Below are 16,145 nucleotides of genomic sequence, written 5' to 3' on the forward strand. Positions count from 1 at the left end.
GCCTTGCAAGTCTTTTTTGCAAAAAAATTTAAAATTCTATTTTTTTGTCGGTTCTTTATTCAATTTGCGACTTTTATGTTAAGATTTTGCTAATTATTTATAAAAAGAAAGGAAAAATACGATGCAAAAAACTCATTTTATTGGTCTCGGCGTGGCGGGCAATTTCGCCGGACATTTAGAACAAGCTGGTGAAGCGGCTGATTTTGTGAAAATAAAAACGACGGAAGCCATTCAACCGAAAGCTATTTTCCCTTTTTATGTACCGAGCGAAAGCTTGGCACAAGCGGACAAATTTCTCGCTACCTTTCCGCTTTCGCACGATTGCATTCGTTTTCCCAAGGATGCGGACAACTTACAAATCGAACCGGAAGTCGCCTTGATTTGCGACGTCGAATATTCTGACGGAAAAGTGACCGCACTTCGCCCGACCCATTTTGCTGCTTATAACGACTGCTCTATCCGTCGTCCGAACGCGCACAAAATCTGTGAAAAGAAAAATTGGGGCGCCCATTCGAAAGGGATTTCGGCAACTCAAATCGCGCTGGATCATTTTGAGCCGAGCGGAAATCTGGATCAATTCCGTATCGCCTGTTTTCATAAACGCAACGGCAAATTGGCGGAATATGGCATTGACAGCCCGACGCTCGGGTACAGCTATTTCCATCAAAAATTAATCGACTGGATTATTGATCGAATGAACCATCAACCGGATCAAGATCCGATGAATAATATCGCCGAATTACTAAAACAGGCGAACTATCCGAAAAAAGCAATCATCAGTATTGGCGCCACGCGTTACACTGAATTCGGGGAAACGCATTTTCTGCAACCGAATGACACCAGTATTATTGCGGTTTATAACGGAAATCTTTATTCGCACGAACAAATCAGCGCAATGGCGGAGGCGGAAGAATTCGCCCAAGATATTTCCGCATTAATACAAAAAGTTATCTAATCATCTAGACAAAGTGCGGTTAAAAAATTTTTGTTTTTACACCGCACTTCATTCTTAGCTTTTCTTTCTTAAAGAAACTTCTCCGCCGTTAAATCGACAAAGCCCGTTTTCCGTTTGCAGTAATAAATAGCCTTCTTCATCAATGCCTTGCGCAATACCGCTAACCGTTTCTTTTTCGCTAATGATATTCACTTCTTCACCGAAAAAATAATCCGACTCACGCCAACGTTGACAAAACGCAGCGATACCTTGCTCTTCAAAAATCGCTAAATACGCATAGATTTTTTTGACCAACCGAACGGTTAGCTCATTACGATCAAAATTTGGTAACACTTCCGCCAATTCCGCCCAAGGTTGATCTATTTGGTGATTTTGCTTCGGCAGTGCCAGATTCATCCCAACGCCCACCACCAAATTGGTTAATCCGTTCTTATGATTAATAATTTCCACTAAAATTCCGGCTAATTTTCGCCCGAACAATAAAATATCGTTCGGCCATTTCAAGCCCACGACATTCACACCGACATCTTTGAGAAAATCCGCTATCGCAATGCCGATAACCGAACTTAATCCGTTTAAGGATTTTTGCGGTTCCAGCGTCCAATAAAAGCTTAAAATGACTTGTCCGGCGAAGGGCGACTGCCACTGGCGTCCGCGACGCCCGCGCCCGGCGGATTGATATTCGGCAAAACAAAGCGCGCCTTTTTCCAAATGCACAATATTTTCGATAATATATTGATTTGTCGAAGAAATAACCGGCTTAACTTCCACAGAATAAGGCGACAATTTTTCCGACAAATACACATAATTCAATAAGTCGGACTGAGGCTGCAAACAAACCTCGTGCGAATTTTGTTTAATAAAAATTCCTTGCGCACACAACGTGGCGATTTGCCGCTCGATTTCCGCTCGTTCAAGCGGTAAAAGTGCGGTGAGTTTTTCGTAAGAATGTGTTTTACCGTCAGCTAAAATCGTTAATAAATCCGACATTCGCATTTCCTATATTAATTCTAAAAAACTTACCGCACTTTTTATCATAATTCTTTAAAAAGGGAAAATAATTATAAAAACACATTCCCAAATCGCGAGAAAATCTGTATAATCCCGACGCAATATTTTTTACATCCTTTTTAAATTTCAACCTTTCTAAGAGAGAATATTGCAATGCTACGAGTAATCAAAGAAGCGCTAACATTCGACGATGTTTTGCTTGTTCCGGCACATTCCACCGTGCTTCCTAACACAGCCGATCTTTCCACCCAACTAACCCAAACTATCCGCTTAAATATTCCGATGCTTTCCGCTGCAATGGATACCGTTACCGAAACCAAATTGGCGATTTCCCTTGCGCAAGAAGGCGGTATCGGCTTTATTCACAAAAATATGTCCATCGAACGCCAAGCGGATCGCGTGCGTAAAGTAAAAAAATTCGAAAGCGGTATCGTATCGGATCCGGTCACTGTCAGTCCGGATCTCAGTATCGGCGAATTGACCGAAATCGTGCAAAAGAACGGTTTTGCCAGTTTCCCTGTTGTTGATCAAAACGGCACTTTAGTCGGTATTATTACCGGTCGCGATATGCGTTTTGTGAAAGATATGAACAAAACCGTAGCAGATTTAATGACGCCGAAAGATCGCTTAGTGACCGTTAAAGAAGGCGCAGACAGCCAACAAATTTTCAGCTTAATGCATACTCATCGTGTAGAAAAAGTATTAGTGGTCGATGATTCGTTCAAATTAAAAGGAATGATCACCTTAAAAGATTTCCAAAAAACCGAACAAAAACCAAACGCCTGTAAAGACGAATTCGGTCGTTTACGCGTGGGCGCCGCCGTTGGTGCCGGTCCAGGTAACGAAGAACGTATCGACGCTTTAGTAAAAGCCGGCGTGGACGTATTGCTTATCGACTCATCGCACGGTCATTCCGAAGGCGTATTACAACGTGTGCGCGAAACGCGAGCAAAATACCCGAATTTACCGATTATCGCCGGTAACGTCGCAACCGCCGACGGCGCGATTGCCTTAGCAGACGCAGGCGCAAGTGCGGTGAAAATCGGTATCGGACCGGGTTCCATTTGTACGACCCGTATCGTAACCGGCGTTGGCGTGCCGCAAATCACTGCTATTGCTGATGCGGCGGAAGCCTTAAAAGAACGCGGTATTCCGGTAATCGCCGACGGCGGTATCCGTTATTCGGGCGATATTGCCAAAGCCATTGCCGCCGGTGCAAGTTGCGTAATGGTCGGTTCAATGTTTGCCGGAACGGAAGAAGCACCGGGCGAAATCGAGCTTTACCAAGGTCGCGCATTTAAATCTTATCGCGGAATGGGATCTTTAGGCGCAATGGCAAAAGGCTCGTCCGACCGTTATTTCCAATCCGATAACGCCGCAGATAAATTAGTGCCGGAAGGGATCGAAGGACGCATCCCATACAAAGGTTTCCTAAAAGAAATCATCCATCAACAAATGGGCGGTTTACGTTCTTGTATGGGCTTAACCGGCTGCGCCACTATCGAAGAACTGCGCACCAAAGCGCAATTCGTGCGTATCAGCGGCGCCGGCATTAAAGAAAGCCACGTTCACGATGTGACCATTACCAAAGAAGCGCCGAATTATCGTATGGGTTAAAAAAGTGCGGTGGGATTTTGTAATTTTTTTACTAATCTCATCGTTTCAATTTAGAAACCAAGTTGGCTAGATATTGTGGTCAACTCAAACGGTTACATTTTGTAACTATTTTAATCAATGAAACCGTGACAGATTGTCACGGTTTACACTAATACATTAGTAAATGTCCGAAAAAATCGGACGGTTGATTATCAATCAGAGAAACTCAATGAACAACATCCACAACCACAAAATTTTAATTTTAGACTTCGGTTCGCAATATACTCAACTTATCGCACGTCGTGTGCGGGAAATCGGGGTCTATTGCGAGCTTTGGGCTTGGGACGTGACGGAAGAACAAATCCGTGAATTTAGCCCGACGGGGATTATTCTTTCGGGCGGGCCTGAAAGTACCACCGAAGAAAACAGTCCTCGAGCGCCGGAATATGTGTTTAACGCAGGCGTGCCGGTGTTAGGCATTTGTTACGGTATGCAAACAATGGCTATGCAACTTGGCGGATTAACAGAAACTTCCGATCATCGTGAATTCGGTTATGCGCAAGTTTCTCGCCAAAATCAGACCGCACTTTTCGCTGATCTTGAACAAGAATTGGACGTATGGATGAGCCACGGAGATAAAGTAACTCGCTTACCGACCGATTTCCAAGTGACCGGTACGACATCGACTTGCCCGATTGCCGCAATGTCGGACGAAAACCGTCGTTTTTACGGCGTGCAATTCCATCCGGAAGTAACCCACACCAAACAAGGCTTGGAGTTATTGAAAAATTTCGTGGTCGGCATTTGCGGTTGCGAAACCAACTGGACGCCGGAAAACATCATTGAAGACGCCGTTGCGCGCATTAAAGCGCAAGTCGGCGACGACGAAGTGATTTTAGGCTTGTCCGGCGGCGTAGATTCTTCCGTCACCGCACTACTCCTTCACCGCGCAATCGGCAAAAATTTGCACTGTGTATTTGTAGATAACGGCTTGCTTCGCTTAAACGAAGGCGATCAAGTAATGGAAATGTTCGGCGATAAATTCGGCTTAAATATTATCCGCGTCAACGCCGAAGATCGTTTCTTAGACGCCCTTAAAGGTATTGATGAGCCGGAAGCCAAACGTAAAACTATCGGTAAAGTCTTTGTTGACGTTTTCGACGAAGAATCGCATAAACAAGCCAGCGTGAAATGGCTCGCACAAGGCACGATTTATCCCGACGTTATTGAATCCGCCGCCAGCAAAACAGGCAAAGCGCACGTCATCAAATCGCACCATAACGTCGGCGGCTTGCCGGATTATATGAAACTCGGCTTAGTCGAGCCGTTGCGCGAACTTTTCAAAGACGAAGTGCGTAAAATCGGCTTGGCGCTCGGCTTACCTGCCGAAATGCTCAACCGCCACCCGTTTCCGGGTCCCGGCTTAGGCGTGCGCGTGTTAGGCGAAATCAAAAAAGAATATTGTGATTTATTGCGTAAAGCCGATGCGATCTTTATCGAAGAACTTTATAACAGCGGTTGGTACTACAAAGTCAGCCAAGCCTTCACCGTGTTCTTACCGGTGAAATCCGTCGGCGTAATGGGCGACGGACGCAAATACGACTGGGTCGTGTCACTAAGAGCGGTGGAAACTATCGATTTTATGACCGCACATTGGGCGCATTTGCCTTACGATCTACTCGGTAAAATCTCTAATCGAATCATCAATGAAGTGGACGGAATTTCCCGTGTAGTGTATGACGTCAGCGGAAAACCGCCGGCAACAATCGAGTGGGAATAACCCCCTAAACAAAATAGCCGCAGACCTAAGTCGCGGCTATTTTTTAACTGAAGTTAATCATTCTTTGCGGTCGAATGACATTATTCGGATCGATTAAAGCGACGCCGAGAAATAGGTTTTCATCAGAAAACAACCGCACTTGTCCGTAAAGATTTTGTGGATTATCGAATTTCACTCGTTGACCGAAACCGGCGGCTTTGCTTTGTTCGGCGGTGAGCATTAATTTTGGCAAGCGTGAAACCGCGCTGTCCGACGGAAGCAGTAAAGCATCCATTTCATCGAAAGATTGTGCTTGAGCAATTTGTTGTAACTGTTCCAACGTAAGCATTTTATCGGCGGGATAATCCGCCACTGCAAGCCGACGCAGCATTGTAACGTGCGCGCCGCAACCCAATGTTTCGCCCAGATCATCAACCAAGGTGCGAATATAAGTACCTTTCGAACAATGCACTTCCAAATGAAGATAAGGCGCTTGATAATCGATAAATTTTAATTCGAAAATAGTAATCGGGCGCGCTTCCCGCTCAATAGTAATTCCGGCGCGGGCATATTCGTAAAGCGGTTTTCCTTGGTGTTTCAACGCCGAAAACATTGTCGGTACTTGCAAAATTTCGCCGCGAAAGCCTTCAAGTGCGGTCAAAATTTGCGAGGTTTCCACTTCAACCGGTCGGGTTTGCACCACATTTCCGTCGGAATCAGAGGTATCGGTGCGCTCGCCTAATTTTGCCGTGACCAAATAACGCTTATCGGAATCAAGCAAAAATTGCGAAAATTTCGTCGCCTCGCCTAAGCAGATCGGCAACATTCCCGTAGCAAGCGGATCCAACGCGCCCGTATGCCCCGCTTTGTTGGCATTAAACAAGCGTTTCACTTTTTGCATAATATCGTTGGAACTCATCCCTTGAGATTTATCCAACAAAAATATGCCGTGTACATCACGTCCTTTTTTACGCGGTTTACTCATTTTCTTCAGCGACTATTCTTCAACGTGACGTTTTTCATCTTCCTTAACCACATTTGTGACAAGGTTCGACATCCGCATTCCTTCCACCAAAGATTGGTCATAAATAAAGCGTAATTCCGGCACAATACGCAAACGCATCGCTTTGCCGAGCAAGGTGCGAATATAGGGACTCGCTTTTTCCAAGCCTTTCATTCCTTGTTTAATCGCGTCTTCATCGTGATCAAACAAAAACGTCACAAATATTTTTGCATAAGCCAAATCGCTTGATACTTCCACATCGGAAACCGTCACCATTCCGATCCGCGGATCTTTCACTTCACGTTGTAAAATAATTGCGACTTCTTTTTGTAATTCCTGCGCTACGCGATCCGCACGTTTAAATTCTCTACTCATATTTTCTCCATATATAAGGCGAGCCTCGCCTAAAAAGTAGGGCGATTATACCGTAAAATCCGTTGAATTTCCTAATTTTCCGTTGAATGCCCGATACATACCGAAAGAAATACGTAGAAAAACCACCGCACTTTTATATGATATGCCAAGCAATCTCAAACACCTTCTCCTCTGTCATTGTTTGATTCACCTTCGCTTTCAACTCCCTCAACAACGCCATTTCTTGATCGGCAATCTCATCTTGCACATCGTCCAATTCATTGCGTGCTTTACGCAAGGCTTTGCGAAGCTTGGCAATTTCTTCTTGTAATTCAATTTGTTGTTTAATATTATCGGCTAATGCAGCTTCCTTTTCTTTCTCACGAAGTTCATCTTTAATTTCCTTAATGTTATCTTCCGCAGCCTGCATTTGATCTTTTGCCCACGCATTTATCTGACGGCTTTTTTCCATTAGCAATGCACTGTTTTCTTGCTGAATTTGTGATTTCGCTTTTTCCAATTCGGATTGATTTAATTGCTTAAATGCAAGCGGTGCCTTTGGTGTAGAATTTTGCACATTTGCCGAAAGTAAAAAGAGTTTTTGTGCAAATTCGGCATCAAGGGCATTTCCTTGCTCATCACATACCGTAAACACCAAACGTTCTTGGTTTTCAGCATTGGATTGCACATTGATTTTATCCAACCGCAACCAGCCCGATTTGCCTTGATAATGTTCAAGCAAACTGATCTTTTCAGAATAATTCGTATAATCAAATTCCAGCCTGCAATCCGGTGTGAAAGCCTGTAAGCCTTGCTCAATACACCATTCGCCTAACTGATGATTTAAGCGATATTCATAGCCTTGAATTTGCGGATTTCGTTCTTTTCGTGGCAATAAGTATCGTCCTAGCGGTATGCCGACTTGTGGGCAATCTTGCAGTAAAAAATACCAATCCGTCTGGTTAAATTGTGCTTTATTATCTAAAGCAAAACGGCTTAACGACCAAAACCAATATTCCATTTCGTTTAAGCGATTTTGTGTCATCACTTTTAAACGTTCCAACACCGACTGATCAAAACTATCCACTAAGGCATTTTTCGTTTCTTGCAATCGGTCGCTAATTTGGTCAGCGAATTTAGCTTGCAATTCATCAAAAGCTTGCTGAATTTCCTCTTCCGTTCGGCAAGTGGCGTAGATTTTCGCAATCCAATTTTCAATATCAACACCGCTTTCAATTTCGCCCAACACTTCATCGGAAGCACCCAATACGCCTTGGAACAGTTTGAATTTTTCCGTCAATAATTCCAACTCACGTTGATCCGCTTTGTTTCGTTTATTCAAGAAATTAATCACCACCACATCAAATTTCTGCCCGTAACGATGACAACGCCCAATCCGCTGCTCTACTCGCTGTGGATTCCACGGCAGATCGTAGTTAATCAGTAAGGAACAGAATTGTAAGTTTACCCCTTCACTTGCCGCTTCGGTGGCAATCATAATTTGTGCGTTATCACGGAAATGTTCGATCAATGCCGTGCGTTTATCCACATCAACGGATCCCGTGACTTTCGGCGAGCCGGCATTTTTCGCCAACCAACTTTGATAAATCTCAACCGCTTGCGGATCGTTATTGCTTCCGCTGAACATTACCACATTATTTTGATAGCCGTTTTCTTGCAAAAACTGGAACAAATACTGCTGGGTTCGCACCGACTCGGTAAAAATAATCACTTTTTGCGGAGCATTTAACGCCGCCATATTTTCAAAACCGGTCTGTAACGCCGTGAGCAAAGCAATCACTTTGCTATCCACTGTCAAACTTTCCGCCAAGGCAATAAAACTCTCAATTTCTGCAATTTCTTTTGCCAATGCTGTTTTATTCAGCTCTTCAGCAACGCTTTCTTCGCCTTCTTCTTGTTCTAACTCATCAATTTCAATATCTTCATCGGTCAGATCTTCGCCATCGAACAGCTCAAATTCAGGCAACTCTTGAGCTTGTTGAAGGGCAAGCAAACGGCTATGGATAGCTCGTAACGTCCCTAACACCGCAAGGGAGCTGGAAGCCAACAATTTTCGCAAAATAAGTGCGGTCAAATGTTTGTGTGTTTTCGGCAAGGCGTAACTGCTCTCTTTACGCAAAAATTCAGAAATTTGTTGATATAACAAATGCTCGCTATCGGTCGGGGTAAATTCTTGGGTGAAAGTTTTGCGTTCCGTATAGCGGATATATTCCAACACATTTTTACGCAAGGTGCGTTTTACAAAGGTCGCCATTCGGCTTTTCAACTCAGGCAAATTGCCACGGCGGACAAATTCCCGTTGGAAGAATTTGCGATCACCAAAAATATGCTCGTCCAACAGGGTCGATAAGCCATAAAGCTCCATCAAGGAATTTTGTAATGGTGTTGCTGTGAGCAATAATTTTCGCTTGCCGCCAAAGGCTTTTCGCATCGCCTGCCCCATTTTATTGTCGGCTTTATAGGCATTACGCATTTTGTGTGCTTCATCAATCACCACAAAATCCCAATCAAACTGCTTGAAGGTATTCATCTCTTTGGTGGCATATTGGTGCGACACAATCAGCACTTTTCGTCTGATTTGATTTTTGCAAAAATTCAGCAATTTCGCACCGCTTACGCCTTTCATTGCTTGATTTACCACGGTTTTATCCACCACCAAAGTCGGTAAATCAAACTTTTCATACAACTCATTCGCCCATTGTTTACGCAAAATCGCAGGGCAAACAATCAGCAACTTCCGCTTCCGCTCCGCCCACATTTGGCAAAGCACCAAACCTGCTTCAATGGTTTTACCCAAACCTACTTCATCGGCAAGCAAAACACCTTCTTGTAACGGATTTTTCAAGGCAAACAACGCCGCGTCAATTTGGTGCGGATTGAGATCTACCTTAGCATCAAATAATGATTGCGAAAGTCGATTATCGTCCGTGCGGCGACAAATCAATTCATTGGCAAAATAACGTGCGTGATAAGGGGTGATGTTCATTTTTTATTCCATTCTTTCAAATAATTGTTCCAAATAATCTTCCTTATCCATAAACAAAATATGTTTCTCTGCCAGTTCTTCTGTGGTTTGATCGATATTCGTCCAATCGTCATATTTGGTGATGGATAAAATAAAGCTATTTAAAATCAAATTTGGGTCGTTGATTTTTTCTTGTAAGGTTTTTACTTCTTGATATAAACCGAATTTCGCATCGGTTTTATCCATATTGCGAATCCCTTTCGGGTCGATAAAATTCAGCCATTGTTTACCGCTTTGATGATCTACTACCCACAATAAGAAATCCGGATAAAAATTACCTGCTAAGGCAAACCCTAATCCCTTTTCTTTGCGGTCTGCGTTACGCATTAAATAAAGGGAGCGTCCACCTAAACAAGCGGTAAGTTTTCCGCTTTTTTCTGCATTTTCTAAATCTGCAATAAATCGGCGTTCGCTTTCCGCTTTAAGTGGCAATGGCGCAAGTTTAATCGGGAAATCTTCCGTGCTTTTTTCTAAATGCAAAAGCGGCGTAAATAAGTGCGGTTTAAAGCAGATCATTGTTAAACCATTAAACGGTAATTGCTTATGCTGCTCAAAGGCTTCTTCGATTTTATGCTCACGCACAAGCTCAGATAATTCTTTAAGTTTTTTCTCCGCACTTTCTCGGTTATACACTTGCGGATCTTCTCTTAATTCAAATTGATATTTATCCAACAGCGAACCGTTTTCTTCCGTGACATAAACGGTTTCAAAAAATTGATTTTCATAAGCGGCTTTTAAACGGTTATAAAACTGTTCTGTGTAGATTTTTAATAGCTCAATTAAAATTCCTTGCTGCTTTTCAATATCCGCAAAAGATTGCACGGCAACAAAAGATTGTGGTGCAGACAGGCAATACCAATCTTTATTCTTCGTGACAAATTGTTTCAATCCGTTAAGGCTCACCTGCAGATTCGACCAAGTTCTCGTCATTTTGTATTGCTGGATTTCTAAATAGATCTTATCCCAATCAAAAAAGGCGATGGCTTGCGGATTGAGTTTAACTTCTAGGCGTTCATCGTTGATCGATTTGCGGATACCTGTAGTGCTTAAGGCTTCCAATTTCGGATAAAGATCCATTACGGCTAAAATCGGTTTGATTTTGCCCTGATATTTTGCAGGAACCTGATAAAGTTCGGCTCGCTCTTGGCGTTTAAAGCCCATTTTTTGATTGTCTTTATAGCCTTCTTTTAAGCGTAAGGTTTTAAGCTGCACGGTTTTCGGCAAGGTTTTTGCCACGGCAAATTCCACTTGCAAGGTTTCTTCCGTATTCACGCCTTCTTCTTGCAAATATTCACGGAATTTCTGCATATAATCGGCTTTAATCCCGAATACGTTTAAGGTTTCCAACTTGTCCAGTCCTAAGCCTTTCGGCGGTTTAGCGGTGCGTTTCAGGGAAAAATCTTCACCTTTTAACCGCACGCCACGCCCAAACAGCTGAATAATCTGCGAACCTTCGCCTCTGCCCATATTGAGCAAGCCCATTGTAGAAACTCGCCAGCTCGACCAACCTTCAGTAAATTTACGCGAACCGATCAGCAAATTGATACGGCTATCTTTTTTGTTAATCGTGCTAAATAATCCTGTTGAAAATTCATCTTGAGCAAAACGTAGATCGGGATAATTGCTCTCTTCTTTCATCAAGGTTTGGCTATCGCCGATATTAATCACGCCAAAGGCTGGTGAATTGCCCACGCTTAACGCCACTTCACCGCTGGCTTTTTTGATATTGCTTAATTGCAAGGTTTGTGAACTTTCGGCATTAAAAATTTTTTGCAAAATATCCAAATAAAGCCCGTCAATATTGCCTTTCCACTCATTTAAATAATGAAAACGATGTTTAAAAATCGCATTGCCTTTGTTATCTAAAAGTGTTGTGCTGTCTTCGATAAATTCTTCCAACCAAGTATTCACCACCGTGCGATTTTTTGGGTTTAAGAAAAAGGCAAATAGCTGAATAACTTGCAGAATATCGCTATCTTCCGTGTTCACCGTATTGCCGACAAAAATCCATAACGGCTTTTCTAAGTTGTAAGCGGTCAGTTTCGGCTGATTTTTTGCAAACAGATATTGCTGCTGATAAAACGAGAGCAAACACGCAGTAAAATATTTGCACAGATTTTCCCTGTTTTCATAATCTTCCGCTTTCATATTGAGAATTAAGCTCTCTTTGCCGTAGCCGTCTTGATAGAAAAATTTATAGGAATAATCAAACAGCACACATTTGGCATAGCTTTCAAATACCGACATTTGACGAGCTTGACGTAATTCTTCATAACTTAACGGCAAGGCTTTTATCTGTTTAGCGGTTAATTTTTCAGGCAAAAGTTTGGCTTTTTTCTTACGAATTTCCTGCTCCATATCCGCAACAGTTTTACGATCTTTCACCGCTTGCCCAAAGGTTGCAGAATATTCAAAGGCAAAGCCGTCCGTGCCAATCATTTTTTGACGGCGTTCAAACCATTCCTTACCCGATGAACCACGATGCCCTTCGTCCACCAATACCAATTTATTCATTGAGCTAAAACTTTCCACCGCAACTGTGCTCTCGCCATCTTTTTCGGCAAGTTTGCTGATTTCGATAATTTGAATATCGTTAAATAATCCACTGGTTTGAATACCTTTGTTTTTATCAAAAATTACTGCAGAGAAATTAGATTGATGAAACTCGCCTAAATGTTGTTTGGATAACCCTTCATTTGGGGTAATCACAAATACGGTAAGATCTTTTTTATTTTTGGCGTAATGTTGATATTGCAAAATATTGACGTGCATTAACAAGGTTTTACCGCTGCCCGTTGCGTTCCAAAAAGCGATTTTATTTAATTCATCTTTTTGATATGGCTGAAATTCGGGTGCATCTTTATCTAAACTTAAATGTAAACTGAGTTGTTCATTCAGTTCATTTAAGAGTTTTTCAGGTTGGTTAAAATAATAATCCAAATAAATTTCGCTAAATAATAATGAAAGATATTGGAAATATTTTAAATGTAAAATATGCCCTTCGGTTTTATTGCGTTGTTCGGTAATTTGTTGCCAATGTTGCACGATATTTAAATCGTAACGGCGTAAATCGGCAACGGATATTTTATCGCTGTCAAACAGTTGCCATTGTAATGCGTGGAAATATTGAGTTTGTCCGTCTTGGTTAACGCCTTCTTTATCGCCAAGGCGGTGCTTAAATTGGGCAAGATCTTGTTGGTTAAATAAAGATAATGCCCATTGGTTTAGGATTAGGTCTTGATGGAAGGTGCGTGGCATTTTTATATTCTCTTTTTAAAATTGTAGGATGGGCTTTAGCCCATCAAAAATAAACCTGATATAAAATGATGGGCTAAAGCCCATCCTACACTGTCGGTTATTCAAACATTCGTTCTAAAAATTCGTTTTCAATCGACCGCACTTTTAAGGTTTTCACCACGTCATCATTATCGGCAAATACCGTTGGAATATTGTGATCGCCGTTGATATAAATCAGGTCAAATTCGCTGTCACCGGCTTTAATGGAACGGCTGTCTAAATAACGGTTTAATTCGTCATAACCGATTTTTTCCATATCTCGCCATAAAATAAAGGCTTTTTCGCCGTTAGGTAATTTACCGATAACGCTTACGATGCCTTTTTCTCGTTTGTCATCAACCTCTTCTACACACAAGCCGATCAAATAGTTAAAGGTTTCCACTAAATCAATGCGTTGAGCTTGATATGCCCCTGCCGAACTGGTTGCGATATTGAGCTGATAATCAAACGGTTTTTGGAAATCTTGGGTGTTAAGCAAGCTGCCTTGGCTTTCCACATCGAGCATATAGTGCAATAAGTAGTCGTTTTGTACGCTTTCCGATAAACCGAGTTCGGCTAGATCTTGAACGGGTTTTCTTAGTTCAAGGTTGTTGAGCGTATCTTCATAACTTTCCAGTTTTAGCACCTTGACGATTTGGGAAACGCCGTTATAGCCGTTGTCGCCTTTTTCCGGTTTGCCGTCTTTCCATTTTTCGCTGTAAACCACTTTTTGCACCCGTGGTTTTAATACGCTGTCAAAATATTCGCCTTGTTCAACTAGGATATATTTGCGTTTGCCGTTATCTTCGCGGTTTAGGTTAATTACCGCGTGGGCGGTTGTGCCTGAGCCGGCGAAGTAGTCTAAAATAATAGGTGAATTGATTTTTTTAGTCGGTAATCCAACCAAATATTTAATCATTTCTACTGGCTTAGGTCTTCCAAACAATTCCGCATTAAACATATGACGTAATTTTTCTGTTGATTGGGATACTGTTCCAAATTCTGGCAATAAACTTTTAGGTGTAATTTTGCTTCTTAATTTAATACTTTTTAATTTACCTGTAGCTGTGAAAAAGAAGTCAATAACTTCCTGACCTTTTGTATCAAAAACAGGACGTTTTCCATAAAAAAATTGATGCATCTGATTTTTTTGTGTCCAACCTGCTTTAAGTGTAACGGGATATTTCAATTTTCCGTTCTCACAAATAAATCGTCCACTTACCAATTCTAATGTTTCTGTATCTCCCCAAATTCCTGTTAATTCTTGTCCTTCATTTCCATCAAATCTAACTCCCGTAGGAAATGTAAATTCACTTGCAGGATTAGCCGCAGATATTTTCTTCATTGCACCTGCTATAATTTCGCCAGTTCCACCATCAAAATTATCAAATAAATTAGATGGAATATTTGAATAAACTTGTACATATTCATGATATACAGAAAATAAACCACTTTGTTGGCTATGCTGAGTATTCCAGATTAGATCAACTACATGAGATTTTTCATGTGAGAAAATATTTTCAGCTAAAAAACTTAAATTTTTTGTTTCATTTTCGTCAATGCTAATAAAACATAGGCTTTCTTCTTTATGTAATTTTCTAGCTATGTTAATTCTATTTTCCATAAAGCTAATCCAACTTGAATGTTTATAACTATCTTTATATGGAAAACCATCACCATCTGTATTATACGGCGGATCAATATAAATACATTTCACCTGTTCTTTATATCTTTCCTGCAATAAATTTAACGCTTGGAAGTTATCGGAATGAATAAGTAAGCCGTCGGTTTGTTCGTCTAAATTATCAATTTCTCTCAATACTTTTGCTTGAAATTCGGTATCAAAAAGCGAGGTATCCACCACTAAGTGCGGTTGATTTTTGCAAAGTTTTTCGGCGATCTCACCGCTTGCATCTACATTAAATAACGCTTTCCATTGCTCCAGCTGTTTTGGATTTTGTAGGGCTTGTTCAATTAATTCTTCCGATAAATGATCAAGCGTAATTAAATAATGACTGCCTGCCACAAATTTCTTTTTAAGCCATAATTTCTTTTGGAAATCTTCTAATTGTGCAAGAAAAGCGATAATTTCCTGCCCGATGGTTTTTAGGGTTTTGATTAAATTTAGGTTTTGTTCAATGGTTGAAAATGCGGTTTCTTGCTGAATATCATCTAAATTCATCACTTCATTTTTAATATAAAAATCCAGCTCTTGATTTAGGAATTTGCCTAGATTTTTATGAATAAAATAATCCGCGGTATTTTTTGTGGTGTAATCTTGCAGATATTTTTTGACTAATGTGCGAGATTTATCATTATCTGTTGGCATTAAATCGAAAAGCTGTAAGAAATCTTGATTTTGAAATGCAAATTTTTGCAAAGATGCGACCGCTTGATCGGTGTATGTAGGTTGTTTTTCACCTTTTTTGACTGCTTTATATTCAAAGCGGATAATCAATTCATCGCTTAATTCTTCAATAGGCAAAATATCCCTTTGAATTTCATCGCCGTTTTCATCAACTTCGATTTTAATTTGCGGTTCGGCAAGGACAAATAATCGAATTTTGTCGTTATCTTTGCGGTTATCTTTGGCGATATCCGCTTCAATTAAACGGAATTGTACTTTTTTGCCATTCGGCAAATGGAAGGCATAATTACTGAAATTTTCGCCCGATTTGGTGTAATACTGATCTTTATTCGCCCAATACAACATCACTTCTTCGCCGGAATAAGGAATGGCGTAAGTGTCGTTTTTATAGCGGCGTTGGCTGATAAAATCGCCGTTATCATAATAGCGGGAAAAGAAGGTGTATAAATGGTTATAAACGGCGGTTTCTTGGTTGAAATCGCTCATTGCCGTGCGGATTTTGTTAGGTAGCGTTTTTCTAAGAATTGTTGAATTTCAGCAGATCGGGAATTGAGTATGCGGTAGATCCCAAAATCGAGATCGGGTTGATTTATTTGAAAAATTTCCTTGAGTTTAGCGATAAGTTGTGCAAGTGCTGTGCTGTGCTGTGCTGTGCCATAGTTTTGCCCTTTAAAAACGAATGTCAAGTGTTTTTTTGACATTTTTTAATATGTTGAGATAAAACGGGAAAATTATAGCCTAAATCCTTTACGGACGCACGCAGCACGTCCGTTGTAA

At 41.3% G+C, this 16,145-nt stretch carries 8 protein-coding genes and 1 pseudogene; 3 read left to right on the forward strand and 6 right to left on the reverse strand.

Features of this window, described 5'->3' with window-relative positions:
• Positions 1-121: 121 nt before the first annotated feature.
• A complete protein-coding gene (locus CVP04_RS03960; RefSeq protein ID WP_100296225.1) occupies positions 122-955 on the forward strand; it encodes a DUF5718 family protein in 834 nt (277 codons plus the stop codon).
• A gap of 54 nt (positions 956-1,009) precedes the next feature.
• On the opposite strand, the gene birA is transcribed toward CVP04_RS03960, so the two are convergent.
• Positions 1,010-1,945, reverse strand: a complete 936-nt coding sequence (gene birA / locus CVP04_RS03965; protein WP_100296226.1) for a bifunctional biotin--[acetyl-CoA-carboxylase] ligase/biotin operon repressor BirA — start codon at positions 1,943-1,945, stop codon at positions 1,010-1,012.
• Between the two features lie 174 nt (positions 1,946-2,119).
• Here birA and guaB point away from each other — a divergent pair, with 174 nt between their 5' ends.
• Together guaB and guaA are read left to right on the forward strand one after the other, a co-directional pair.
• Positions 2,120-3,583: an IMP dehydrogenase gene (gene guaB, locus CVP04_RS03970; RefSeq protein WP_100296227.1), complete on the forward strand. Its 1,464-nt coding sequence runs from the start codon at positions 2,120-2,122 to the stop codon at positions 3,581-3,583.
• 208 nt (positions 3,584-3,791) lie between these two features.
• Entirely contained in the window at positions 3,792-5,342 is a 1,551-nt protein-coding gene (gene guaA / locus CVP04_RS03975) for a glutamine-hydrolyzing GMP synthase (protein WP_100296228.1), read from the forward strand.
• A gap of 43 nt (positions 5,343-5,385) precedes the next feature.
• Here guaA and truB read toward each other — a convergent pair whose 3' ends face one another.
• From truB to CVP04_RS04000, 5 genes and pseudogenes are all read right to left on the reverse strand, one after another.
• The gene (gene truB, locus CVP04_RS03980) at positions 5,386-6,306 is read right to left on the reverse strand and encodes a tRNA pseudouridine(55) synthase TruB (RefSeq protein WP_100296229.1); all 921 of its coding nucleotides are present in this window, start codon (positions 6,304-6,306) and stop codon (positions 5,386-5,388) included.
• Between the two features lie 12 nt (positions 6,307-6,318).
• Positions 6,319-6,699, reverse strand: coding sequence for a 30S ribosome-binding factor RbfA (gene rbfA / locus CVP04_RS03985; RefSeq protein WP_100296230.1), 381 nt, complete (start codon positions 6,697-6,699; stop codon positions 6,319-6,321).
• 133 nt (positions 6,700-6,832) lie between these two features.
• Positions 6,833-9,685 carry an SNF2-related protein gene (locus tag CVP04_RS03990; protein WP_100296231.1) on the reverse strand — a complete coding sequence of 951 codons (2,853 nt, stop codon included), beginning with the start codon at positions 9,683-9,685 and terminating at the stop codon, positions 6,833-6,835.
• A 3-nt stretch (positions 9,686-9,688) separates the two neighbouring features.
• The gene (locus tag CVP04_RS03995; protein ID WP_100296232.1) at positions 9,689-12,982 is read right to left on the reverse strand and encodes a DEAD/DEAH box helicase family protein; all 3,294 of its coding nucleotides are present in this window, start codon (positions 12,980-12,982) and stop codon (positions 9,689-9,691) included.
• Between the two features lie 97 nt (positions 12,983-13,079).
• Positions 13,080-16,069, reverse strand: a pseudogene (locus CVP04_RS04000) (site-specific DNA-methyltransferase).
• Positions 16,070-16,145: the final 76 nt, after the last annotated feature.

The sequence above is a fragment of the Caviibacterium pharyngocola genome, from assembly GCF_002795405.1.
Taxonomy (GTDB): Bacteria; Pseudomonadota; Gammaproteobacteria; order Enterobacterales; family Pasteurellaceae; genus Caviibacterium; species Caviibacterium pharyngocola.